Here is a 24,031-nt window from a genome sequence, read left to right on the forward strand (position 1 = left end):
GGGGTGTGCCGGAGGTGGGTGGATCACGCGCTGCGGCCTCTGGGGGACAGAGAGCGGTAGGTGGCGCGCCACATACAGGGCGTGATCACGGGGTGTGCATTCGTCCTCCCCAAGCCCTCCCTCGGAGAAACCTCAACTGGCCCGGAAATCCACCGGATTACCGGTGACCGGCCAACCGCCCCATGACCTTCCGCCGCCCCCCGCCCGCCCGTGGAAGACCCCCGCACAGCCGTCTTACAGCCGGTTTACGCGCGTACGGGGCAGGATGGACACGCACAGTCAGTGCTCAGGTTCCAGCCGGTCCCGTCCCGGACCGATGCTCAGCGGGAAAGGAAACGACGTGCGCGTACTCGTCGTCGAGGACGAGCAACTGCTCGCCGATGCGGTGGCCACCGGACTGCGCCGGGAGGCCATGGCCGTCGACGTCGTGTACGACGGCGCCGCTGCCCTGGAACGCGTCGGGGTGAACGACTACGACGTCGTCGTCCTCGACCGCGACCTGCCCCTCGTCCACGGGGACGACGTCTGCCGCAGGATCGTCGAGCTGGGTATGCCCACCCGCGTCCTGATGCTCACCGCCTCCGGCGACGTCAGCGACCGCGTCGAGGGCCTGGAGATCGGCGCGGACGACTACCTCCCCAAGCCCTTCGCCTTCGCCGAGCTGACCGCGCGCGTGCGCGCCCTCGGCCGCCGCACCAGCGTGCCCCTGCCGCCGGTCCTGGAGCGCGCGGGCATCAAGCTCGACCCGAACCGCCGCGAGGTCTTCCGCGAGGGCCGCGAGGTCCAGCTCGCGCCCAAGGAGTTCGCCGTCCTGGAGGTCCTCATGCGCAGCGAGGGCGCGGTCGTCTCGGCCGAGCAGCTCCTGGAGAAGGCCTGGGACGAGAACACCGACCCGTTCACCAACGTCGTGCGCGTCACCGTCATGACCCTGCGCCGCAAGCTCGGCGAGCCGCCGGTCATCGTCACGGTGCCCGGCTCCGGGTACCGGATCTGACCCGATGGCCACCACCCCCGCGCCCCATCACCCCCAGGCGCCGCCGAAACCGACCTGGGACCCCCGGGACCCGGTCAGGCCGCTGCTGCGCCCGACCATCCGGATACGGCTCACCCTGCTGTACGGCGGGATGTTCCTCATCGCGGGCATCCTGCTGCTCTCGATCATCTACCTCTTCACCGCGCAGGCCCTCACCGACAGCGTCTCCGAGCTGCCCTTCAAGGTCGTCGAGGGCAAGGTCCAGCCCACCACCTCCTGGTGCGAGCTCCCCGTGCAGGGCACCGGCGAGCAGCTGAACGACGCCGTCTCGGTCTGCCTCCGGCACCAGAGCGACCTGGCCCTGGAGGACCTCCTGCGGCGTTCGCTGTTCGCGCTGCTGGGGCTGAGCATCATCGCCTTCGCGTTCGGTTACGCGATGGCGGGCCGGGTGCTCTCGCCGCTGGGCCGGATCACCCGTACCGCGCGTCAGGTGGCCGGTTCGGACCTGTCCCGGCGGATCGAGCTGGACGGCCCGGACGACGAGCTGAAGGAGCTCGCCGACACCTTCGACGAGATGCTGGACCGCCTGGAGCGGGCCTTCAGCGCCCAGCAGCGGTTCGTCGCGAACGCCTCGCACGAGCTGCGGACCCCGCTGGCGATCAACCGCACCCTCCTGGAGGTCCACCTCTCGGACCCGGGGGGGCCGGTCGAGCTCCAGCAGCTCGGCAGGACCCTGCTGGCCACCAACGAGCGCAGCGAACAGCTCGTCGAGGGCCTGCTGCTGCTGGCCCGCAGCGACAACCAGATCGTCGAACGCAAACCCGTCGACCTCGCCGAGGTCGCCGAGCGCGCGGTGGACCAGGTGCACGCCGAGGCGGAGACCAAGGGCGTCGAGATCCGGGGCGTGCGCGCCCCGGCGGTCGTCCAGGGCAACGGCGTCCTCCTCGAACGGATCGCCCTGAACCTGCTGCAGAACGCCGTCCGGTACAACGTGCCGGAGGGCGGCTGGGTGGAGGTCACCACCGAGACCCGGCCCGGCCGGGCGGTCCTGGTCGTCTCGAACACGGGACCCGTGGTCCCGGCGTACGAGATCGACAACCTCTTCGAACCGTTCCGGCGGCTCCGGCAGGAGCGCACCGGGAGCGACAAGGGCGTCGGACTCGGCCTGTCGATCGCCAGATCCGTGGCCCGCGCCCACGGCGGCCGTATCATCGCGGAGCCCCGCGAGGGCGGCGGTCTCGTGATGCGTGTCACTCTGCCGATCTGACACACTGCACAGGCCGACCGGTTCCGTTCGCTTTGGGCGGAATTCCGGAGCCCTGATCCTGAGACGCTCATGTGTGATCGATCACAGGGGAGGGGGCCCGGCCCCCCACTCTCCGTGACCGGGAAATCCCTCGGAAAACCTGGAAAAGTCCGGGTTTCCGGGGCCTGTGATGACGGGAAGTACACGGGGTGGTGTGCGTGAGGCGCACTCCGCGGACCGTGTACGGTCCGGTTCGCCACCCCAAGCCCGCCTCTCGTGAGAGGGCGGGACGGGTGTCGATTGAGTAACAGACCTTGATGTGAGGCAAAATCTCCGCCTCAGGTCGGGCACAAGTCCGACCTCTCACGCGTTACGTGCGCTGAGACACCCGCAACGACCCAGAGGGGGAGAGCGACATGGCAACGGATTACGACACCCCACGCAAGACCGACGACGACGTCGACTCGGACAGCCTTGAAGAACTGAAGGCCCGCCGGAACGACAAGTCCACCTCGACCGTCGATGTCGACGAGTTCGAGGCCGCCGAGGGCCTGGAGCTGCCCGGCGCCGACCTCTCGAACGAGGAGCTGGCCGTCCGGGTCCTGCCCAAGCAGGCCGACGAGTTCACCTGCATGAGCTGCTTCCTCGTGCACCACCGCAGCCAGCTGGCCAGGGAGAAGAACGGCCAGCCGATCTGCCGCGACTGCGACTGAGGTCGTCGGCCGTGACAGGCGACACACCGCCCCGGAAGCGACGTCTACGGCTCCCCGGGAGCCCCAAGGCGAACAAGGGCGGCTCGGGCCCGGCGGAGGGCGCCCACGGGGCTCCCGAGGCCGAGCAGAGCGCCGCCCCGTCCTCCCGCGGCGCACGTGACGACGAGCGGGGCCACCCGGCCTCGCTCGCGGTGGCCGCCGAGCCGGACCCGGCCCGCCTCCCGGCGGAGCGGGGCACCGGACGGAGCGACGCGCTCGACACGACGGACCCCGACCGGTCCCCGCGCGAGGAGGCAGGGCGGGACGGACGCTTCGGCGCCGTCAAGCGCCTCGCCAACCCCGCGCGCGCCCAGCTCGACAAGATCAAGATCGACTCCGGCCGGATCGACACCGTCCGGCGCGGCGTCGCGCAGGGCGTCCGCCAGGGCGTGAAGCGCGGCGGCGACAGCGCCAGGGCGGGCATCGCCCACCTGGCCGACCGGCTGATCGACCTCGCCCCGCGGATCCCGGTCCGCGATCTGGCGACCCTGCGCGGACAGTTTCCCGGGCTCGGCCCGGAGGAACTCGCCGACAAGCTCGTCGCGGGCGCGGCGAACGCGAGCTCGACCGTGGGCGCGAGCGTCGGCGCCGCCGCCATGCTCCCGGTGCCCCCGGCCATGCCCGCGGAACTCGCCGCCGAGATCACCGGCGTCGCCGCCGTGGAGCTCAAGCTCATCGCCGAGCTGCACGAGGTCTACGGGCTGCGCCCCCCGGGCAAGCTCACCCAGCGGTCGGCCGCCTACCTGGCCTCCTGGGCCGAGGAGCGGGGCATCGACCCCACCAGACCCACTACGGTCAACGCGGCCCTCGGCGGGCAGCTCAAGCGCGAACTGCGCCAGCAGATCATGAAGCGCATGGTCCGCAACCTGCCGAACCTCATGCCCTTCATGGTCGGCGCGGCCGTCGGCGCGGTCATGAACCGCCGCGACACCAAGAAGCTCGCGGCGCACATCCGCAAGGACCTGCGCGAGCGCCGCGTCCCCTGGGATTCCCTCCGGGAGCTGCCCCCGCTGGAACAGCCGGAGAACCCCGAGGAACTGGGCCTCTAGCCGGGCGGACGCGGTTGTACGAGCCCGTGCCCCGGAAACCCCGGGACGGACGGGCTCGTCCGGCCCGCGAGCGGCGACACCCCGGACGGGCCCATCGGGCCCGGGGACCCGCTGCCGGCGGCCGGAGTCCCGGCCGCCGCTCCCACGGGGACCGGCACACCGCCCGTCTCCAGGGCCCTGGACGGCCCCGTACGTCCGTACGGGTCAGCTCCCGGCATCCGTACGGGCCCCGGCACGCTCGGCGTCCAGCGCCGCCACCAGGGCCTCCGGCTCACGGCTGGAGAGGTACGCGTACGGGGTCGGGTCCGCCGGATCCGTGATCTCGACCCGCACCGCGCACGGCACGTAGCTGCGCATCAGCAGGAAGGCGCGCGGATCGGCCTTGTACGTACGCCAGGCGCGCGCCTCCTCGGGGTCCAGCACCTCGGCCGTCCCCAGGGCCGTCACCGGGATGCGCGCGTCGCCCGCCACGAGCGACCCCGCCACCACGCGCACGCGCGCGGAGCCGTACGAGGAGACCGCCGCACCGGCCAGCACCGTGGCCACGATCAGACCGCCCAGCATCGGGACCGTACCCAGCGGGAACATGACCAGACCGCCGGACAGGCCGAGCAGCCCGACGATCACCCACCACGAGCGGGGCGCCGTCAGCCGCTCGTCGAAGCGCGGCACGGCGGACGGCGTGGACGAGGAGGCCGGAGACGGTGCGGAAGGCTGCATGGGCCCAAGCTTGGCACGGCGCGACCCGCGCCCACCCGCGCGGGTAAGGTCTGCGCCTGTGACTGCAACATCTGCCGCCCTCACCCCGCCGCCCGACGCCATACCGCCGGTGCGCCACCCCGACGCGCCGGCCCCCGGCGAGCTGCTCGGTTCGCACTACGAGTACTGCTTCGGGTGCGGCGAGGGGCAGCCCCACGGCCTCCACCTGGCGGCGCGCGCGGGCGAGGGCGTGACCGTCACCGCCGAGTTCACCGTGACCTCCGACCACCAGGGCGCCCCCGGTCTCGCGCACGGCGGCGTCCTCGCCACCGCGCTCGACGAGACCCTCGGCTCCCTGAACTGGCTCCTCCGGGTCATCGCCGTGACCGGCAGGCTGGAGACCGACTTCGTGCGGCCCGTCCCGGTGGGCACCGTGCTCCACCTCCGGGCCGAGGTCACCGCCGTGGACGGCCGCAAGATCTTCTCGACCGGGGTCGGCCGGATCGGCGGACCCGAGGGCCCCGTCGCCGTCCGCGCCGACGCCCTCTTCGTCGAGGTCAAGGTCGACCACTTCATCGACAACGGCCGGCCGGAGGAGATCCAGGCCGCCATGTCCGATCCCGACCAGGTCAGGCGCGCCCGCGCCTTCGAGGTGAACCCCTGATGCGCAACCCCGTCGACGTACTCATCCGGCGTCTGGACCCGGACGTGCCGATCCCCTCCTACGGGCACCCCGGTGACGCCGGGGCCGACCTCGTGACCACCGAGGCCGCCGAGCTGGCACCCGGGGAGCGCGCCGTGCTGCCCACCGGGGTCTCGATCGCGCTGCCCGACGGGTACGCGGCCTTCGTCCACCCCCGCTCGGGACTCGCGGCCCGCTGTGGAGTGGCGCTCGTGAATGCCCCGGGGACGGTGGATGCCGGGTACCGTGGAGAGATCAAGGTGATCGTGGTCAATCTCGACCCGCGCGAGACCGTGCGGTTCGAACGGTTCGACAGGATTGCCCAGATTGTCGTCCAGCAGGTCGAGAAGGTGCGCTTCCACGAGGTGGCGGAGCTTCCCGGTTCGGCGCGGGCCGAGGGGGGCTTCGGTTCCACCGGCGGTCATGCCGCCGTGGACGGCACAACGGGTGGGAATCGATACGCTTCGGTCGTATCCGACCGGGAAGGACAGTGACGTGTTCGGACGTCGCAAGAAGAGCGGTGCCGCCGAGGACGCGGCGGGCGAGGCCGAGCAGGTCGTCGACGCGGTGGACGGCGAGGACGCGGACGCCGCGCCCCGACGCCGGGTGAACCTTCCGCCGGCGCCCAGGCCCGACGGACCCTGGGACATCTCCGAGGTCGCCAAGCCCGAGGAGGGCCGCGTGGACCTCGGCGGGGTCTTCGTGCCCGGGGTCGAGGGCATGGAACTGCGGGTGGAGGTGGCGGGCGACGCGATCGTCGCGGCCACCGTCGTCCTGCGGGACAGCGCCGTGCAGCTCCAGGCTTTCGCCGCCCCCAAGAACGAGGGCATCTGGGGCGAGGTCCGCGACGAGATCGCGACCGGCATCGTCCAGCAGGGCGGTGTCATCGACGAGGTCGAGGGCCCCCTCGGCTGGGAGCTGCGGGCCCAGGTGCCGGTGCAGCTGCCGGACGGCAACCGCGGTGTGCAGCTGGTCCGCTTCGTGGGCGTCGACGGACCCCGCTGGTTCCTGCGCGGAGTGATCTCCGGGCAGGGCGCGGTCCAGCCCGAGGCCGCGGGGCTGCTGGAGCAGATCGTCCGGGACAGCGTGGTCGTCCGCGGCGAGGGCCCGATGGCCCCGCGCGACCCGATCGTCCTCAAGCTGCCGAACGACGCGCAGATGGTGCCGGACGGCGTGCAGCAGGAGGAGCAGGAGAACTCCCGCTTCTCCGGCGGCATGGGCCAGCTCCAGCGCGGTCCGGAGATCTCCGAGATCCGCTGAGCCGCCTCTCCCCAGGGCCTTCCCCGGAGAGCCTCCGGGTCCTGCCCGGGGGGAGTCTCCGGGCTCAGCCGAGCGGGTGAACCTTCTGGTGGGCCGCTTCCCGTACATCGGTACGGGAAGCGGCCCACCGGCCGTTTTCCACAGGTTTCTCCCTGCGGCTCTGGCCCTCGGGCCCGGCGGCGGACCATACTGGCGGGCACATGTTCGAGGAGGGGGAGCACAGCGTGAGTGAGAGCAGCACGAGGTCCGCGACGGCCGTCGCCGAGGATCCGGCGGGCCCGCCGATGGTCCGGGTGGAGAACCTGCGCCGTTCGTACGGCACCGGAGAGGCCGCCGTCCACGCGCTGCGGGGGGTCTCCTTCGACATCCCGCGCGGTGAGCTGGTCGCGCTCAAGGGACGCTCCGGCTCCGGCAAGACGACGCTGCTGAACCTGATCGGCGGCCTCGACAGCGCCGACGGCGGCTCCATCGTCATCGACGGCATCGACCTCTCCACGCTCGGCGAGAGCGGGCTCCTGGAACTGCGCCGGGACCGGATCGGCTTCATCTTCCAGTCCTTCGGCCTGCTCCCCATCCTCTCCGCCGCCGAGAACGTGGGCGTGCCCATGCGACTGCGGAAGACGGACCCGAAGGAGCGCGAGGAGCGGGTCTCCCTCCTCCTCGGTCTGGTCGGCCTCGCGGACCACGCCGCGCAGCGGCCCGGTGAGCTCTCCGGCGGCCAGCAGCAGCGGGTGGCCATAGCGCGGGCGCTGGCCAACAAGCCCGCCCTGCTCATCGCCGACGAGCCGACCGGGCAGCTGGACCAGGAGACCGGGCTCGCCGTCATGCAGCTGCTGCGCGCGGTGGTGCGCAGCGAGGGCTGTACGGCCCTGGTCGCCACCCACGACCCGCAGCTCCTCGGCCTGGCCGACCGGGTCCTGGAACTGAGCGACGGCGAGATCACCGAGCACTGAGGACGGCTTCCCCGGGGGCTCCCGCCACAGGGCCCCCGGGCCGGGCCCGGGGGCGTGTTCCCGACATCAGAATCACGTCAAGACCACACCGGCCCCTTCCCCCACGTGCGGAATGTCCGATTGGCTGGACGTATGGTCGTCCCATGGGACGCGGCAAGCTTCGGATCTACCTCGGCGCTGCGCCGGGCGTCGGCAAGACCTACGCGATGCTCTCCGAGGGGCACCGGCGCGTGGAGCGCGGCACGGACTGCGTGGTCGCGTTCGTCGAGCACCACGGACGGCCGCGCACGGAGGTCATGCTGCACGGCCTGGAGCAGGTGCCGCGCCGCACCCTGGAGTACCGGGGCGCCACCTTCACCGAGATGGACATCGACGCGGTCCTGGCCCGCCGCCCGGCCGTCGCCCTCGTCGACGAGCTGGCCCACACCAACGTCCCCGGCTCCCGCAACCCCAAGCGGTGGCAGGACGTCGCCGAACTGCTCGCGGCGGGCATCGACGTCGTCTCGACCGTCAACATCCAGCACCTGGAGTCGCTCGGCGACGTGGTCGAGGCGATCACCGGCGTACGGCAGCGGGAGACCGTTCCCGACGAGGTGGTGCGCCGGGCCGACCAGATAGAGCTGGTCGACATGTCCCCGGAGGCGCTGCGCCGCCGGATGGCCCACGGCAACATCTACACCTCGGACAAGGTCGACGCGGCCCTCTCCAACTACTTCCGCCCCGGCAACCTCACCGCCCTGCGCGAGCTGGCCCTGCTGTGGACCGCCGACCGGGTCGACGAGTACCTCCAGCGCTACCGGGGCGAGCACAACATCCGCTCGACGTGGCAGGCCCGTGAGCGGATCGTCGTCGGACTGACCGGCGGACCCGAGGGCCGCACCCTCATACGCAGGGCCACCCGGCTCGCGGAGAAGGGCGCGGGCGGCGAGGTCCTCGCCGTCTACATCGCCCGCAGCGACGGGCTCACCGCCGCCTCGCCCAAGGAGCTGGCCGTCCAGCGCACCCTCGTCGAGGACCTGGGCGGAACGTTCCATCACGTCATCGGCGACGACGTCCCCATGGCGCTCCTGGAGTTCGCCCGGGGGGTCAACGCCACCCAGATCGTCCTGGGCTCCAGCCGCCGCCGCTCCTGGCAGTACATCCTCGGCCCCGGCGTCGGCCAGACCGTGGCCCGCGACTCCGGGCCCGACCTCGACGTGCACATCGTCACCCACGGCGAGGTCGCCAAGGGGCGCGGCCTGCCCGTCACCCGGGGGGCCAGGCTCGGCCGCTCGCGGATCATGGCCGGCTGGCTGGTCGGCGTCGCGGGACCGGTCGCCCTCGCCCTGCTCCTCACCCATGTCGACGCCGACCTCGGCCTCGCCAACGACATGCTGCTCTTCCTGGCCCTCACGGTCGCCTCCGCGCTGCTCGGCGGCTTCCTGCCCGCGCTGGGCTCGGCCGCCGCCGGTTCCCTCCTGCTCAACTGGTTCTTCACCCCGCCCGTACACCGGCTCACCGTCTCCGACCCGAAGAACATCGTGGCCATCGCGGTCTTCTTCGGGGTCGCCATGGCCGTCGCCTCCGTGGTGGACCTGGCCGCCCGCCGCACCCACCAGGCGGCCCGGCTGCGCGCCGAGTCCGAGGTGCTCTCCTACCTCGCGGGCAGTGTGCTGCGCGGCGACACCAGTCTCGAAGCGCTTCTCGAACGGGTCCGGGAGACCTTCTCCATGGAGTCCGTCGCCCTCCTGGAACGGGTGGACGAGGTCGAGCCGTGGACCCGCGCGGGCAGCGTGGGCCCCGCGCCGGCCGCCCGGCCCGAGGAGGCCGACGTGGACATGCCCGTCGGCGACCACCTCGCGCTGGCCCTGACCGGCCGGGTCCTGCCCGCCGAGGACCGCCGGGTGCTGGGTGCCTTCGCCGCCCAGGCGGTCGTCGTCCTCGACCGGCAGCGGCTCGTCGACGAGGCCGGGGAGGCCCGTAAGCTCGCCGAGGGCAACAAGATCCGCACGTCCCTGCTGGCCGCCGTCAGCCACGACCTGCGCACCCCGCTCGCGGGCATCAAGGCGTCGGTGACCTCGCTCCGCTCCGACGACGTCGAGTGGTCCGAGGAGGACCGGGCCGAACTCCTGGAGGGCATCGAGGCGGGCGCCGACCGCCTCGACCACCTCGTCGGCAACCTCCTCGACATGTCCCGGCTCCAGACCGGCACCGTCACCCCCCTCATCCGGGTGGTCGACCTCGACGAGGTCGTCCCCATGGCCCTCGGGGGAGTGCCCGACGGCAGCGCGGAGCTCGACATACCCGAGACGCTGCCGATGGTCGAGGTCGACAAGGGCCTGCTCGAACGGGCCGTCGCCAACATCGTCGAGAACGCCGTCAAGTACAGCCCTGAGGGGATGCCCGTCGCCGTCGCCGCCAGCACGCTCGGCGAACGCGTCGAGCTGAGGGTCGTGGACCGGGGCCCCGGCGTGCCCGACGAGGCCAAGGACGGCATCTTCGAGCCCTTCCAGCGCTTCGGCGACGCCCCGCGCGGCTCCGGGGTCGGCCTGGGCCTCGCGGTCGCCCGGGGCTTCGTGGAGGCCATGGGCGGCACCCTCGGCGCGGAGGACACCCCCGGCGGCGGCCTGACGATGGTGCTCACGCTCCGTGCCGCGCGGGGCGGGCCCCCGGTCCCCGCCGCCGACCTCCCGGCCCACGCGGTGACCTGACCCCGGGGCCCGGCGCCGCGAGACCCGGCCCCGTCCCTCCCGTACCCTCTTGCTCCTCCGCCCCCGCCCCACGCCCCCATCCCCTGCCCCGCCCCATGCCTCCGCCCCTACGGGCGACCGAAGAAAGAAGGTCCCCCGACATGACCCGGGTCCTCGTGGTCGATGACGAGCCGCAGATCGTCCGCGCCCTGGTGATCAACCTCAAGGCGCGGAAGTACGAGGTCGATGCCGCGCCCGACGGTGCCACCGCCCTCCGGCTCGCCGCCGAACGCCACCCCGACGTCGTCGTCCTCGACCTCGGACTGCCCGACATGGACGGTGTCGAGGTGATTAAGGGCCTGCGCGGCTGGACCCGGGTGCCGATCCTCGTCCTGTCCGCCCGGCAGACCTCCGACGAGAAGGTCGAGGCGCTCGACGCGGGCGCCGACGACTACGTCACCAAGCCCTTCGGGATGGACGAGCTGCTCGCCCGGCTGCGCGCCGCCGTCCGCCGTGCCGAGCCGGTCGGCGGCGCCGAGGACGGGGTCGTGGTCGTCGAGACCGAGGGCTTCACCGTCGACCTCGCCGCGAAGAAGGTCCACCGCGACGGCAAGGACGTCCGGCTCACCCCCACGGAGTGGCACCTCCTGGAGGTCCTGGTCCGCAACAGCGGCCGTCTGGTCAGCCAGAAGCAACTGCTCCAGGAGGTCTGGGGACCCTCGTACGGCACCGAGACCAACTACCTGCGGGTCTACATGGCGCAACTGCGCCGCAAGCTGGAGGGCGATCCCTCGCACCCCCGCCACTTCGTCACCGAACCGGGCATGGGGTACCGCTTCGAACGCTGAAGCCAAGGCCGTACGGAGGGGATCCCCGACCAGCCCTCGGCGCGAGGAGCGGCCGGTACGCTTTCCGTATGAGCGCTGCACCACGAACAGAGAAGCCGGCCGGTAGGTTCCGCCGGATGCTCGACCGGCTCTCCTCCTCCGCCGAGGACCTGGAGTCGGAAGAGCTCCAGGAGGACGCCGAGGCATCGGGGTGCACACGCATCTGCGACTGCTCCGACCGCCAGATAGTCAAGGTGACTGGTACCTTGCGCACGGTCACGCTGCGTCCCCGGGCCGGTGTGCCCGCGCTGGAGGCCGAACTGTTCGACGGCACGGCACCGCTCGACGTCGTGTGGCTCGGCAGGCGCTCCATCGTGGGCATCGAACCGGGCCGCAGGCTGATCGCCTCCGGCAGGATCTCCATGAGCCAGGGCCGGCGGGTCCTCTTCAACCCCAAATACGAGCTCCGACCGCTCGGACAGGAGTAGCCGGTGACGTCCCTCGACAAGCCGACCCCCACGGACGCCCAGGCCGATCAGGACGCCCAGGCCTCGAAGGAGGTCACCGAGGCCGCGCTGTTCGAGGCCTTCGGCGGCCTGCGGGGCATGATCGAGACGGTCGTGCCCGGTCTGCTGTTCGTCACGATCTTCACGGTCAACAAGAACCTCCAGGTCTCGGCGATCGCCGCGCTGGCGGTCTCCCTGGTGCTCGTCGCCGTCCGGCTGATCCGCCGCGACACCGTCAAGCACGCCTTCAGCGGGGTCTTCGGCGTCGCCTTCGGCGTGGTCTTCGCGATGATGACCGGCAACGCCAAGGACTTCTACCTGCCGGGGATGCTCTACACGCTGGGCCTCGCCCTCGCGTACATCATCACCGCCCTCGCGGGCGTACCGCTGATCGGTCTGATCCTCGGCCCGGTCTTCAAGGAGAACCTCTCCTGGCGGACCCGCAACCCCGGCCGCAAGAAGGCCTACACCAAGGCCAGCTGGGCCTGGGGCCTGATCCTGCTCGGCAAGTGCGCGATCCTCTTCCCGATGTACTGGTGGGCCGACACGACCAAGTTCGGCTGGGTGCTCGTCGCGCTCAAGATCCCGCCGTTCCTGCTCGCGGTCTACCTCACCTGGGTCTTCCTCGCGAAGGCCCCGGCCCCGATCGACGTCTTCGCCGAGATGGAGGCCGAGGAGCGCGCCGAGAAGGAGCGGGCCGGGAAGGACCGTACGGACGAGGACCGCACCGACGAGGAGCGCGAGGCGGCCGCCGCCGCGCGGACCCACCCCGAGACCTGAGCCCCGGGGACGGAGACACGCGGAGGGGCCCGGACCTGTGACAGGTCCGGGCCCCTCCGCGTACGACGACCGCGGGAACGTCCGCGCGGGATCAGGAATCCGGCGAGGTCAGCCCCCCCGAGGTCACGACCGTCATGACCGCACCGGGATCAGGACTCCACGCGGCGGACCTGGAGCAGGTCCTCCAGCTGCTCCTCGCGGGCCTGCGCGGCCACGAACAGCAGCTCGTCACCGGCCTCCAGGGTCTCCTCGGGGTTCGGCGTCAGCACCCGCGAACCACGGATGATCGTCACCAGCGAGGTGTCCTGCGGCCAGTCCACGTCCCCGACCGAGGTACCGGCGACCGCCGACTCCGGCGGGAGCGTCAGCTCGACCAGGTTCGCGTCGCCGTGGCTGAAGCGGAGCAACCGCACCAGATCGCCGACGCTCACCGCCTCCTCCACGAGCGCCGACATCAGCCGCGGCGTCGAGACGGCCACGTCCACGCCCCACGACTCGTTGAACAGCCACTCGTTCTTCGGGTTGTTCACCCGGGCGACGACCCGGGGCACGCCGTACTCGGTCTTGGCGAGCAGCGAGACGACCAGGTTCACCTTGTCGTCACCGGTCGCCGCGATCACCACGTTGCAGCGCTGGAGCGCCGCCTCGTCGAGCGAGGTGATCTCACAGGCGTCGGCGAGCAGCCACTCCGCCTGCGGCACCCGCTCCACCGAGATGGCGGTCGGCGCCTTGTCGACGAGCAGGACCTCGTGCCCGTTCTCCAGGAGCTCGGCGGCGATGGAACGGCCCACCGCGCCCGCGCCCGCAATAGCGACACGCATCAGTGACCGCCCTCCTCGGGACCCTCGGCGAAGGCCTCCTCGACCTTCGCGATCTCGTCCGTACGCATCATCACGTGCACCAGATCCCCCTCCTGGAGCACCGTCTGCGAGGTCGGCAGAATCGCTTCGCCCAGTCGGGTGAGGAAGGCGACGCGGACCCCGGTCTCCTCCTGGAGACGGCTCACCTTGTGGCCGATCCACGCCGGGGTGGTGTGCACCTCCGCGAGCTGCACCCCACCGCTCGGGTCCCGCCACAGCGGCTCCGCGCCGGACGGCAGCAGCCGCCGCAGCATCTGGTCGGCGGTCCACCGGACCGTGGCGACCGTCGGGATGCCGAGGCGCTGGTAGACCTCGGCCCGGCGCGGGTCGTAGATCCGCGCCGCCACGTTCTCGATGCCGAACATCTCGCGCGCGACCCGCGCCGCGATGATGTTGGAGTTGTCGCCGCTGCTCACCGCGGCGAAGGCGCCGGCGTCCTCGATGCCCGCCTCGCGGAGCGTGTCCTGGTCGAAGCCCACGCCCGTGACGCGCCGACCGCCGAAACCGGAGCCCAGACGGCGGAAAGCCGTCGGGTCCTGGTCCACCACCGCGACGGTGTGCCCCTGCTGCTCCAAGGTCTGCGCGAGAGCGGCTCCCACTCGCCCGCAGCCCATGATGACGATGTGCACGTCCCCTTACCCCGCACTCCTGATCGCCTTGCTGACCTGCGAAAACACCCTGCTCACAACTTTCCTCACCCGAAGGGCCCGGGTCGCGGCGGGCGATGCCCCACCGGCTCACCCGATCCGAGCTTATGCGGCAACGCTGGCCGGGACCGCATCCGAGGTGGTACTGAGGAAGATTCGGTGCCGATCGGGGGTGCCGGTGAGCATGGCTCTTTTCGAACGCTTACGATCCTCTCCGTGTCCAAACTGACCGACGTGCCCAAACGGATCCTGATCGGGCGGGCCCTGCGCAGCGACAAGCTCGGCGAGACCCTTCTCCCCAAGCGGATCGCCCTCCCCGTCTTCGCCTCCGACCCGCTGTCCTCGGTGGCGTACGCACCCGGCGAGGTGCTGCTCGTCCTCTCCGTAGCCGGCCTGTCGGCCTACCACTTCAGCCCGTGGATCGCCCTCGCGGTCGTCGTCCTGATGTTCACGGTCGTCGCCTCCTACCGGCAGAACGTCCACGCGTACCCCAGCGGTGGCGGCGACTACGAGGTCGCCACCACCAACCTCGGGCCCAAGGCCGGACTCACCGTCGCGAGTGCCCTGCTCGTCGACTACGTCCTCACCGTCGCCGTGTCGATCTCCTCGGGCATCGAGAACCTCGGCTCGGCCGTCCCCTTCGTCGTCGAGCACAAGGTCGCCGCGGCCGTCGCCGTCATCGTGCTGCTCACGCTGATGAACCTGCGCGGAGTCAAGGAGTCGGGCAAGCTCTTCGCGATCCCGACGTACGTCTTCGTCGTGGGCGTCTTCCTCATGATCGTCTGGGGAGCCTACCGGGGCATCGTCCTCGACGAGACCATGAGGGCGCCCACCGCCGACCTGGAGATCAAGCCCGAGCACCAGGGCCTCGCGGGCTTCGCCCTGGTCTTCCTGCTGCTCCGCGCCTTCTCCTCCGGCTGCGCCGCCCTCACCGGCGTCGAGGCCATCTCCAACGGCGTCCCCGCCTTCCGCAAGCCCAAGTCGAAGAACGCCGCCAGCACGCTCGCCCTCATGGGCGGCCTGGCCGTCACCATGTTCTGCGGCATCATCTTCCTCGCCATGGCCACCGACGTGCGGATGGCCGAGAAACCCGCCCACGACCTGCTGCGCGACGGCGTCCCGGTCGGCGACGGCTACGTCCAGGACCCGGTCATCTCCCAGGTCGCGGCGGCCGTCTTCGGCGACGGAACGTTCTTCTTCATCGTCCTCGCCGCCGCCACCGCGCTCGTCCTCTTCCTGGCCGCGAACACCGCGTACAACGGCTTCCCGCTCCTCGGCTCGATCCTCGCCCAGGACCGCTACCTGCCGCGCCAGCTCCACACCCGCGGCGACCGCCTCGCCTTCTCCAACGGCATCGTGCTCCTCGCGGGCGCCGCCGCCCTCCTGGTGGTGATCTACGGAGCCGACTCCACCCGGCTGATCCAGCTCTACATCGTCGGCGTCTTCGTCTCCTTCACGCTCAGCCAGATCGGCATGGTCCGGCACTGGAACCGGCACCTGCGCACGGAGCGCGACCCCGCCAAGCGCCGCCACATGTTCCGCTCCCGCGCGATCAACACCTTCGGCGCCTTCTTCACCGGTCTCGTCCTCGTCGTCGTCCTCGCCACCAAGTTCACCCACGGCGCCTGGGTCGCCCTGCTCGGCATGGTGATCTTCTACGGCACGATGACCGCGATCCGCAGGCACTACGACTCCGTCGCCGCCGAGATCGCCACCGCCGAGGAACGCCCCGACGAGTACGTGCGCCCCTCCCGGGTGCGCTCCATCGTCCTCGTCTCCAAGCTCCACAAGCCCACGCTCCGCGCCCTCGCGTACGCCAAGCTCATGCACGCGAACGAGCTGGAGGCGCTGACCGTCAACGTCGACCCGGCCGAGACGAAGGCGCTCAAGGAGGAGTGGGAGCGGCGCGGCATCAACGTCCCGCTCAAGATCCTCGACTCGCCGTACCGCGAGGTCACCCGACCGGTGATCGAGCACGTGAAGAACCTTCGCCGGGAGAGCCCGCGCGACGCCGTCGCCGTCTACATCCCCGAGTACGTCGTCGGCCACTGGTACGAGCACCTGCTGCACAACCAGAGCGCCCTGCGGCTCAAGGGGCGGCTGCTCTTCACCCCGGGCGTCATGGTGACCTCGGTCCCGTACCAGCTCCGGTCCTCCGAAGCCGCGAAGAAGCGGGCCCGCAAGCGCCAGGACTGGAACGCGCCGGGCGCGGTCCGCCGCGGACCGGTCGAGAAGGGCCAGAAGGAAACGGCCGGAAAGAACAACTAGACTGGTGGGCTGCCGTCCCTGCGGCAGCCCCTGAAATCTTCCCCTTGGAGACCCCCCACCATGCAGAACAGCCCTGTTTCGTCGTTGGTCGGGGAGGAATACGAGGTCGAGGTCGGTCCGGTGGCGCACGGCGGCCACTGCATCGCCCGCACCGAGGAGGGCCGCGTCCTCTTCGTCCGTCACGCGCTGCCCGGCGAGAAGATCGTCGCCCGGGTCACCGAGGGCGAGGAGACCTCCCGCTTCCTGCGGGCCGACGCCGTCACCGTCCTGGAGGCGTCGAAGGACCGGGTCGAGGCGCCCTGCCCGTTCGCCGGGCCCGGCAAGTGCGGCGGCTGCGACTGGCAGCACGCCAAGCCGGGCGCCCAGCGCCGCCTCAAGGGCGAGGTCGTCGCGGAGCAGCTCCTGCGGCTGGCCGGGCTCACCCCCGAGGAGGCGGGCTGGGACGGCACCGTCATGCCCGCCGAGGGCGACAAGCTCCCCCCGGGCGAGGTGCCGAAGTGGCGCACCCGCGTCCAGTACACGATCGACGACGAGGGCCGCGCGGGCCTGCGCAGGCACCGCTCGCACGAGGTCGAGGTCGTCGACCACTGCATGATCGCCGCCGAGGGCGTCTCGGAGCTGGGCATCGAGAAGCGCGTCTGGGAGGGCATGGCCTCGGTCGAGGCCATCGCCGCCTCGGGCTCGAACGACCGCCAGGTCATCCTCACCCCCCGGCCGGGCGCCCGCCTCCCGCTGGTGGAGCTGGACAAGCCGGTCTCCGTGATGCGCGTCGACGAGAAGGACGGCGGAGTCCACCGCGTCCACGGGCGCCCCTTCGTGCGCGAGCGCGCCGACGAGCGCACCTACCGGGTCGGCAGCGGCGGCTTCTGGCAGGTCCACCCGAGGGCCGCGCAGACCCTGATGCTCGCCGTCATGCAGGGCCTGACGCCCCGCAAGGGCGAGACGGCCCTGGACCTCTACTGCGGCGTCGGCCTCTTCGCGGGCGCGCTCGCGGACCGGGTCGGCGACCAGGGCGCGGTCCTGGGCGTCGAGTCCGGCAAGCGCGCGGTGGAGGACGCCCGCCACAACCTGGCCGACTTCCCGCGCGTCCGCATCGAACAGGGCAAGGTCGAGCAGGTCCTCCCGCGCACGGGCATCACCGATGTCGACCTGATCGTCCTGGACCCCCCGCGCGCGGGCGCGGGCAAGCAGACGGTCCACCACCTCACCACCCTCGGCGCCCGCCGCATCGCCTACGTGGCCTGCGACCCGGCAGCCCTGGCCCGAGACCTCGCCTACTTCAAGGAGCGCGGCTACCGGGTCCGCACCCTGCGAGTCTTCGACCTGTTCCCGATGACGCACCACGTGGAGTGCGTGGCGATTCTGGAGCCGGTGAAGAAGGAGGCCTGAGCCAGCCGCCAGCCTGTCCCGCCGGTGCGTGTGCGGGGGAACGCCCCGTACACGCAGGCTCGTCTCCCGCTCACCGGCCGCCCGCGGGTCCCGGTGGGCGACCACCGACCGCTCTTTGAGTACGGTCTCGTCCAGCCGGTCACCGGAGTCGGCGACCGGCGAGTGCCTGGCGTGCGGGCGGGCGTCAGGTCCGGGCGTGGCGACGGCCCAATGCCGCGAGGGCGGGTCCGGCCTCGGTGCGGTTCACGACCAAGGCGGTCCGGAGCCGTCCGGTGCCTCGCGTGCCCGCCCCTCCGTCGTCCACCGGCCCGTCCGGCCGCCCCGCGCCGTCCGACCGGACGGCCTCGGCCGCGGTTTCGGAGGTTCAGCCCTGCTCCACCGCCTCACCGGCCGACGTGCTCCGGCTCATCGCGCGGGTGTCCCCGGGGCGGAGGGTCGGCCCCGATCCGAATCCGCCGAGCCGGACCCGCGAACGTGACGGGGGACGTTCACGCGTACGCGGCCGGGGAGCTCCGTCGTACGGCGCGGTGGCTCCCCGCGGAGAAGGCCGGTGGTTGCCGCCGGGCAGCAGCCCGCCGGGTCATGAACGCCGTCGGTGCGGGCGCTTCGTGGTGTCCGCACCGTGGCCCCGCGGTCGTTCGAGAGCGGGCGGGACCACCCACTGGAACGACTTCACCTCTCCTCCCACGTCACCCGCTTGATCGTGTCACCGCGCCACGCGGACCACTCGGCCCGCTCGATGAGAAGCCTTCCCCGTTACTTCATGGGGGAAAATGCGGTGCCGCCCTGGCGTGGTGTGGGTGAGGATGGTGAGGTGTGTGGGATCAGGCGGTGGTGTGAGCGACCGTCTGACCAAGGGGTTCGGGCCGAGAGTGCGTTTGCGAAGGGGCATCGCCGTGCAACATGGGGGGACCATGCGGAAGGTCGTTCGGCGGGCTTGGGGGCCGATGTGGTGGCGGGTGACCGGCGAGGGACGCGCCGCGGTCATGGCCGGTCCGGCGTGCCCCGTACCGGGTGACTTCGGAGCTCTGATGCCCGCCCGGGTCTGACAGGGCCCGATGACGTCGCCGCCGGGCCGGTTCGCCGGTTCCGGAAGTCACGGCGTCATCGAGCGTTTTCCCGAGACCGGTCGCCGCGCGGATCCGCGCGGCTCCGCGCCCGAGAGTCCTGTCTACCCTGGCAGAGGATTGATCCTTGCGAACTTTGTCGTTCAAGCTGTTGGGGCCGCTCACGGTCGAAGTGGACGGCGATCCCCTTCCACTCGGTGGCCCCCGGCAGCGCACCGTCCTCGCGACCTTGCTGCTGTTCGCGGGAGCACCCGTGCCCGTGGACGTCCTGATCGACACCGTCTGGGGTGGCAGGCGGCCTGTCACCGCCCGCAACCAGATCGCGGTGTGCATCAACGCGCTGCGCCGCATCTTCCGTGACGAAGCCGGTGACGAACGGCTCATCGTGACCGGCCACCGGAGCTACGCCCTCGTGCTCGGGAGGCACGGCGTCGACCTCGACGCGCTCGGCCGACTGGTCTCCCGGGCGCGGAAGTTCGTCGCCGATGAGGAGTACGGCGAGGGGGCGGAGTGCTTCCGGCAGGCCCTGGCCCTGTGGAACGGTACGGCCTTCGAGGGGCTGTCGGGCGGTGTGCTGGAAATCGAGCGGGCCCGGCTCACGGACCTGTGGCTCGATGTGAGCGAGGAGAACGCCGATCTCCTGCTCCGCCTGGGTCAGCACCGGTCGGTGGCATCCCAGATGGCGCCCCTGGTGGAGGAGTGGCCGCTCAGGGAGCAGGCGCGACTCCACTTGATGACGGCCCTGCGCAGATCCGGTCGCAGAGCGAGCGCGCTGGAGATCTACCGCGCCGGACGAAAGGTCTTCATCGAGGAGATCGGTGCCGAGCCCGGCCCCGCGCTGCAGGAACTGCACCAGTCCATACTGGCCGAACTGGCCGCGGCCGAGCAGCCCCGGAGCGGTGCCCCCGCGGCCCCGCCCGCCCCGCCCGCCCAACTTCCTGCGCCCGCAGCAGCCTTCACCGGTCGAGACGAGGAGATGGCGGCGCTCGACCGACTGCTCGACGCGGCCCGGGGTGACGTGCCCCTGGCCGTAGCGGCCATCTCCGGCACCAGCGGTGTGGGCAAGACGGCGCTGGCGGTCTTCTGGGGCAACCGGGTGGCCAGGTACTTCCCCGACGGACAGCTCTTCGTCGACATGCGCGGGCACGACGGGCACGAGTCCCCGGTCACGCCGATGCGGGCCCTTGACCGGTGCCTGCGGGCCCTGGGCGTCCGCAGCGAGGACATCCCCGACGACCTGGACGGGCGTTCGGCGCTGTACCGCAGCGTGCTCGACGGGAAGAGAATGCTGGTGCTGCTGGACGACGTCCGGTCCGTGGCACAGGCCCTTCCGCTCATTCCGGGCGAGGGCCGGTCCTGTGTCGTGCTGACCGGCCGCGATTCCTTCGAGCTCCTCGCGGGCGACTACGCAGCGATGAAGCTCGCCCTGCAGCCGCTCGGCGCCGAACAGTCCGGCCGGATGCTGGCCGCGGTCGCGGGACAGGTCTACACCGAGGCTTCGCCCGAACAAGCCGTGAAACTGGTGGAGTTGTGCGGTGGGCTGCCGTTGGCGCTGCGCATCGTCGGGGCTTCGCTGATCGCCAGACCGTACGGCTCCGTCGAGAGGGTGGTCAGCAGGCTGGAGGACAGGCGCCGCCGGCTGGACGTGCTCAGCCCGCACGAGGGCGGGGTGCGCGGCGGCATGTGGAACAGCTACCGGGAACTCTCCCCGGAGACGGCACGGTTGTTCCGGCTGCTGGGTCTGCTGCCCGTGGAGGACTTCGCGGTGTGGGCGGGCGCCGCCCTCCTGGACGTCTGCACGGAGCACGCCGAGGACCTGCTGGAGCGGCTTGTCGAGGCGCAACTGCTGGATGTGAGACCGGGCGAGCCCGGGACGCCGCCGCGCTTCGCCCTGCACAGCCTGCTGCGTCTGTTCGCCTGGGAACGCAGTGCGGCCGAGGAGGGACCGGAGGACCGACGGGCCGCGCTGGGAAGGGCGTTCAGGGCGTGGCTCGTTCTGGCGGACCGGGCGCACGAGCAGCTGCGCGGCCGGGGACATGCCGCGGCCCTCCGGGAGGAGCCGAGGTACCGCTCGCCCCGGTGGCTGCCGGTCCAGGAGCCCTGGTCCGATCCGATGGCGTGGCTGGAGTCGGAGCGACAGGCCGTGACGGACCTGATCGGGCACTGGCGGGAAGTGGGCCACGAGGGGCGGCCCTGGGAATTGGTGGTGAGGCTGGTCCCGTTGTTCGAGACGCACAGCCACCTCGACGCGTGGCGTGGCGTCGCGGGCACCGCCTTGGCGGCTGCGCGGGCGAGCGGCGACAACGAGGGCGTGGGGGCGATGCTCAGTTCCCTCGGCACGGTGGAGATCTACCAGCGGAATTTTCCGCAGGCGCGGGCGCTTCTGCTGGAGGCGGTGTTCGTGCTGGAGTCGGGGGGCGACGCCCGTACGCAGGCCACCGTTCTGCGGAATCTCGCACTGTGCGCCCGCTTCTCCGGCGATCTCGACGAGGCCGGGGTGCTGTGCCGGCAGGCGGTCGACTGTTTCAAGCAGGCCGAGGACGACACGGGGCGGTCCCACGCGCTCGGCCTGCTGGCACAGATCGAACTGGAGCGCGGAGAGAACCGGCTGGGGATCGCACTCATCAGGGAGGCCATCGCGGCGGGCGAGAGCAGCAGCTCGCCGCGCGTGGAGGCCCAGAACCTCTACCGGCTGGCGGAGGCACTGCTGGGCGAGGGCGAGGCGCAGGAGGCCGGTCAGCTCGGCCACGAGGTCGTCCTGCTGTCCCGGGCGGAGGCCGACCGGCTGGGGGAGGCCCATGGGCTGCGCGTGTGCGGGGAAGCGCAGTGGCGGCAGCGGCGACCGGGTGAGGCCGTCATGTCGTTGGAGCAGGCCCTGGAGGCGGCGACCGAGGTGGGTGACGCGTTCGTGCAGGCCCGTATCCGGCTGGACCTGGCCTGCGCGGCGGCGGTGCGGGGGGCTCGGGGGGAGGCGCGGGTGAACGCCGAGTCGGCGCTCCTCCTGCTGCGGGGCCTGTCCGGTCCGCACTGGGAGGAGCGGGCCGAGCGGCTGTACCGCTTCCTCGCGTGGATGAAACCCGGCGTGCCCGTCCTGCCGGCCGAGCTGGTACGGCTGCTCGACCGACGCGTCCTGCCCGACGGGGCCGTGGAGTAGCGGCACGGCACACCGGGCGGGGGGCGATGGGGGGAGGACGGTCACCTGGTCCAGGGCAGGTCGCCGAGGTCGGGGTGGTCGTCGGCCACCACGCCGAGCCCCCAGGAGGCGGCCGTCGGGGCCGGGGAGGCCAGGGTGGTCGGGGCCCCGGGCGCGTGCGGGGTGACGTATCCCCAGCCCACCGCGAGAGCCGCGCCGGTGACAAGGAATCTGACGGTCAGTCCTACGGGCATCCGCACGTAACTCTCCTCAGGTATTCGCACAACTGACTCCGATACTAGGTGGAGTGCGGTGTATCCGAGGTTCTGGAGTTGTTTCGGTGCCGTATCCGGCGAAAAAAGGAGCGAGAAGCGCCGGTCGTTACTCTGCCCGCAGATAGCCGTCCAGGACGTCTGCCGACTGATCCGCCTCGGGCGGCAGACGTCTCTGTCACCTGGGGGAGCCGTGCAGGACGACCTGACCGTGCTGGAGCAGAGACTTGAAAAGTGTCCGATAGAAGACGTTCCCATCGACGCTCTGAAGCTCGTCGATTCACCGCGAGTCGTCGGTGAGGTCGAGGTTCATATTCAGGCGCTCGCCGAATCGGGCGAGGAGTTCCCGCCGATCGTCGTGGACGCGGCCACGATGCGGGTGATAGACGGGGCACACCGGGTGCGCGCCGCCGCCCTGCGCGGACTGCGGGAGATCCGCGCCCGCCTCTACGAGGCCGCCGGCGAGGAGGCCTTCGTCCTGGCCGTGCTGCTGAACTCGCGGCACGGGCTGCCCCTCACGGCCGCCGACCGCAGGGCGGCGGCGAAAAGGATCATGACTGGCTCTCCCGGCTGGTCCGACCGGCGGATCGCCCGCCTCGCCGGACTGTCCCCCACCACCGTCGCGGCTCTCCGCCGCCGTTCGACCGTCCGGAATGAACAGTCGGACACCCGGGTCGGCGCCGATGGCCGGGCCCGGCCCGTCAGCGGCGTCGAGGGGCGGCTCCAAGCGCGTGAACTGCTGATCGGAAGGCCGGACCTGTCTTTGCGTGAGGTCGCGCGGGTGGCAGGCATTTCGCCGTCGACCGCGGCCGACGTGAAGGCCCGGCTCAAGGCGGGCGACGATCCGCTGCCGCCCCGCCAGCGGAGCGCCGCGCCCCGCGAGACCTCCGGCGTCCGCGCCGCCGCCCCCGCTTCCGCGGGGCATCCGCCGCCGCATGAGCGGGCGGTGCTGCTGCAGCGGCTGCGCAACGACCCCTCGCTCCGGTCCAACGAGAGCGGGCGCAGCCTGCTGCGCTGGCTCAGCCAGCATCCCGACCAGTCCGCCGACCCGGGCGGGATCGCCGAGCGCGTCCCCGCGCACTGCGCTTCGGTGGTGGCGGCGCTGATCCGGGCGAACCTCACCATGTGGTCCGAGTGCGCGGAGGTCCTTCAGCGGCGGGCGGATTCGGTCAGCGATTCCCCGGGTGCGCTGCGTGCGAGCTGAGTTCGCCGGACGTTGACTGCCCATCCGAACTGGCATACGTTCATGACGAATTCGAGAGCAGCGCAGAAAAAGCGCCGGAAGAAACGTCTGGAGGCGAAGTGAGTAACCAGCAGGAAAATGAATCGGAGTTCATTCCGGTGCTCACGGAAAGGGATGAGCGACTTCTTGACGAAGCGCTTTCCCAGGTGTTCTCCTACGTTTCGACGGACGGTCCTGTGTGGCGTACGGTGACAAAACGTCAGCGTATTGTCGGGGACGAGCGGAAATCGCATCTCGTGGTCCGCCGTTCCGGCCGTACGGTGGGCGCGGTGAGCTGGTGGCCCGGTCAGACCCCCGGTTTCTTCCAGCTGAGCATCTCCTCCGCCGACGACCGGGCCTGGACGGCCCGGCTGGTGGAGGAGGTCCTGCGGGAGGCGGTCGCCCTGCTGACCCGTTCGTCCGAGGTGAACCGTGTCGAACTGCTGGTGCCGACCTACAGCGACGTGCTGCTCGAATACCTCACGGAACACGATTTCTTCGAAGTCGAAGGTGTTCTAAGGAATCGTTTCTTCATCGATGGCGAGTACTGGCCGGCAGCGATCTGCTGTGCGAACCTCGCGGCGTTTCCCGCCTCGGACCGGAGGCACCCGGGCGACCGTGCGGAACTGCTCGCCGCGCTGCGGAAGAAGACGCTCAAGGACCTGACGACCGCCCATGACGGCACGTCGTGGAGTGCGTGAACCACGGTCCTCGCGTCACCCCTGAGCCCACCGCCGGTAACGGCGGTGTTCCCACCCGAGCCTCACCTCGAGAGGA

At 71.4% G+C, this 24,031-nt stretch carries 21 protein-coding genes; 17 read left to right on the forward strand and 4 right to left on the reverse strand.

Annotated elements, in window-relative coordinates:
• The first annotated feature begins 340 nt into the window (after positions 1-340).
• The 4 genes from ACIO92_RS20265 (at position 341) to ACIO92_RS20280 (ending at position 4,020) form a co-directional block, all read left to right on the forward strand.
• Positions 341-994, forward strand: coding sequence for a response regulator transcription factor (locus ACIO92_RS20265; protein WP_351793715.1), 654 nt, complete (start codon positions 341-343; stop codon positions 992-994).
• A gap of 4 nt (positions 995-998) precedes the next feature.
• On the forward strand, positions 999-2,240 hold the full coding sequence (locus ACIO92_RS20270; RefSeq protein ID WP_366445653.1) for an ATP-binding protein: 1,242 nt from the start codon (positions 999-1,001) through the stop codon (positions 2,238-2,240).
• A 395-nt stretch (positions 2,241-2,635) separates the two neighbouring features.
• Positions 2,636-2,932 carry a DUF4193 domain-containing protein gene (locus tag ACIO92_RS20275; protein WP_003955561.1) on the forward strand — a complete coding sequence of 99 codons (297 nt, stop codon included), beginning with the start codon at positions 2,636-2,638 and terminating at the stop codon, positions 2,930-2,932.
• Between the two features lie 11 nt (positions 2,933-2,943).
• On the forward strand, positions 2,944-4,020 hold the full coding sequence (locus ACIO92_RS20280) for a hypothetical protein (RefSeq protein ID WP_402282600.1): 1,077 nt from the start codon (positions 2,944-2,946) through the stop codon (positions 4,018-4,020).
• A gap of 204 nt (positions 4,021-4,224) precedes the next feature.
• Here the strand turns inward: ACIO92_RS20280 and ACIO92_RS20285 are convergent, their stop codons facing one another.
• Positions 4,225-4,740, reverse strand: a complete 516-nt coding sequence (locus ACIO92_RS20285) for a DUF3093 domain-containing protein (RefSeq protein WP_366445651.1) — start codon at positions 4,738-4,740, stop codon at positions 4,225-4,227.
• 58 nt (positions 4,741-4,798) lie between these two features.
• Here ACIO92_RS20285 and ACIO92_RS20290 point away from each other — a divergent pair, with 58 nt between their 5' ends.
• The 8 genes from ACIO92_RS20290 (at position 4,799) to ACIO92_RS20325 (ending at position 12,396) form a co-directional block, all read left to right on the forward strand.
• Positions 4,799-5,383, forward strand: a complete 585-nt coding sequence (locus ACIO92_RS20290) for a PaaI family thioesterase (RefSeq protein WP_366445650.1) — start codon at positions 4,799-4,801, stop codon at positions 5,381-5,383.
• The gene (gene dut / locus ACIO92_RS20295) at positions 5,383-5,895 is read left to right on the forward strand and encodes a dUTP diphosphatase (protein ID WP_351781190.1); all 513 of its coding nucleotides are present in this window, start codon (positions 5,383-5,385) and stop codon (positions 5,893-5,895) included. The genes ACIO92_RS20290 and dut overlap by 1 nt, the downstream gene beginning before the upstream one ends.
• A 1-nt stretch (position 5,896) precedes the next feature.
• Positions 5,897-6,661, forward strand: coding sequence for a DUF3710 domain-containing protein (locus ACIO92_RS20300; RefSeq protein WP_366445648.1), 765 nt, complete (start codon positions 5,897-5,899; stop codon positions 6,659-6,661).
• 200 nt (positions 6,662-6,861) lie between these two features.
• The gene (locus tag ACIO92_RS20305; protein ID WP_366445647.1) at positions 6,862-7,614 is read left to right on the forward strand and encodes an ABC transporter ATP-binding protein; all 753 of its coding nucleotides are present in this window, start codon (positions 6,862-6,864) and stop codon (positions 7,612-7,614) included.
• A gap of 143 nt (positions 7,615-7,757) precedes the next feature.
• Entirely contained in the window at positions 7,758-10,304 is a 2,547-nt protein-coding gene (locus tag ACIO92_RS20310) for a sensor histidine kinase KdpD (RefSeq protein ID WP_366445646.1), read from the forward strand.
• Between the two features lie 140 nt (positions 10,305-10,444).
• Complete coding sequence (locus ACIO92_RS20315) at positions 10,445-11,131, forward strand: response regulator (RefSeq protein ID WP_366445645.1); 687 nt, start codon at positions 10,445-10,447, stop codon at positions 11,129-11,131.
• A 68-nt stretch (positions 11,132-11,199) separates the two neighbouring features.
• Positions 11,200-11,598, forward strand: coding sequence for an OB-fold nucleic acid binding domain-containing protein (locus ACIO92_RS20320; RefSeq protein WP_351781200.1), 399 nt, complete (start codon positions 11,200-11,202; stop codon positions 11,596-11,598).
• 3 nt (positions 11,599-11,601) lie between these two features.
• Positions 11,602-12,396, forward strand: a complete 795-nt coding sequence (locus tag ACIO92_RS20325) for a DUF3159 domain-containing protein (protein ID WP_366445644.1) — start codon at positions 11,602-11,604, stop codon at positions 12,394-12,396.
• Between the two features lie 149 nt (positions 12,397-12,545).
• On the opposite strand, the gene ACIO92_RS20330 is transcribed toward ACIO92_RS20325, so the two are convergent.
• Both ACIO92_RS20330 and ACIO92_RS20335 read right to left on the reverse strand, forming a co-directional pair.
• Positions 12,546-13,217, reverse strand: coding sequence for a TrkA family potassium uptake protein (locus ACIO92_RS20330; protein ID WP_366445643.1), 672 nt, complete (start codon positions 13,215-13,217; stop codon positions 12,546-12,548).
• Positions 13,217-13,885, reverse strand: coding sequence for a TrkA family potassium uptake protein (locus tag ACIO92_RS20335; protein WP_189832557.1), 669 nt, complete (start codon positions 13,883-13,885; stop codon positions 13,217-13,219). Before ACIO92_RS20335 ends, ACIO92_RS20330 begins: the two co-directional genes overlap by 1 nt.
• 234 nt (positions 13,886-14,119) lie before the next feature.
• Between ACIO92_RS20335 and ACIO92_RS20340 the strand changes: the two genes are divergently transcribed.
• The 3 genes from ACIO92_RS20340 to ACIO92_RS20350 all read left to right on the forward strand — a co-directional run bounded on the left by ACIO92_RS20340 (position 14,120) and on the right by ACIO92_RS20350 (position 21,781).
• A complete protein-coding gene (locus ACIO92_RS20340; RefSeq protein WP_366445642.1) occupies positions 14,120-16,171 on the forward strand; it encodes an APC family permease in 2,052 nt (683 codons plus the stop codon).
• A 60-nt stretch (positions 16,172-16,231) separates the two neighbouring features.
• A complete protein-coding gene (locus ACIO92_RS20345) occupies positions 16,232-17,560 on the forward strand; it encodes a class I SAM-dependent RNA methyltransferase (RefSeq protein WP_402282595.1) in 1,329 nt (442 codons plus the stop codon).
• A 1,194-nt stretch (positions 17,561-18,754) separates the two neighbouring features.
• A complete protein-coding gene (locus ACIO92_RS20350) occupies positions 18,755-21,781 on the forward strand; it encodes a BTAD domain-containing putative transcriptional regulator (RefSeq protein ID WP_366441202.1) in 3,027 nt (1,008 codons plus the stop codon).
• A 41-nt stretch (positions 21,782-21,822) separates the two neighbouring features.
• Here ACIO92_RS20350 and ACIO92_RS20355 read toward each other — a convergent pair whose 3' ends face one another.
• A complete protein-coding gene (locus ACIO92_RS20355; RefSeq protein ID WP_402058061.1) occupies positions 21,823-22,020 on the reverse strand; it encodes a hypothetical protein in 198 nt (65 codons plus the stop codon).
• 205 nt (positions 22,021-22,225) lie between these two features.
• On the opposite strand from ACIO92_RS20355, the gene ACIO92_RS20360 reads away from it, so the two are divergent.
• Both ACIO92_RS20360 and ACIO92_RS20365 read left to right on the forward strand, forming a co-directional pair.
• Positions 22,226-23,236 (forward strand): ParB/RepB/Spo0J family partition protein, encoded by a 1,011-nt coding sequence (locus tag ACIO92_RS20360; RefSeq protein ID WP_402282593.1) that lies wholly within the window; start codon positions 22,226-22,228, stop codon positions 23,234-23,236.
• Between the two features lie 98 nt (positions 23,237-23,334).
• Positions 23,335-23,955, forward strand: coding sequence for a hypothetical protein (locus tag ACIO92_RS20365; RefSeq protein WP_402282591.1), 621 nt, complete (start codon positions 23,335-23,337; stop codon positions 23,953-23,955).
• Positions 23,956-24,031: the final 76 nt, after the last annotated feature.

The sequence above is a fragment of the Streptomyces sp. NPDC087215 genome (assembly GCF_044744885.1).
In the GTDB taxonomy this organism is placed as follows: Bacteria; Actinomycetota; Actinomycetes; order Streptomycetales; family Streptomycetaceae; genus Streptomyces.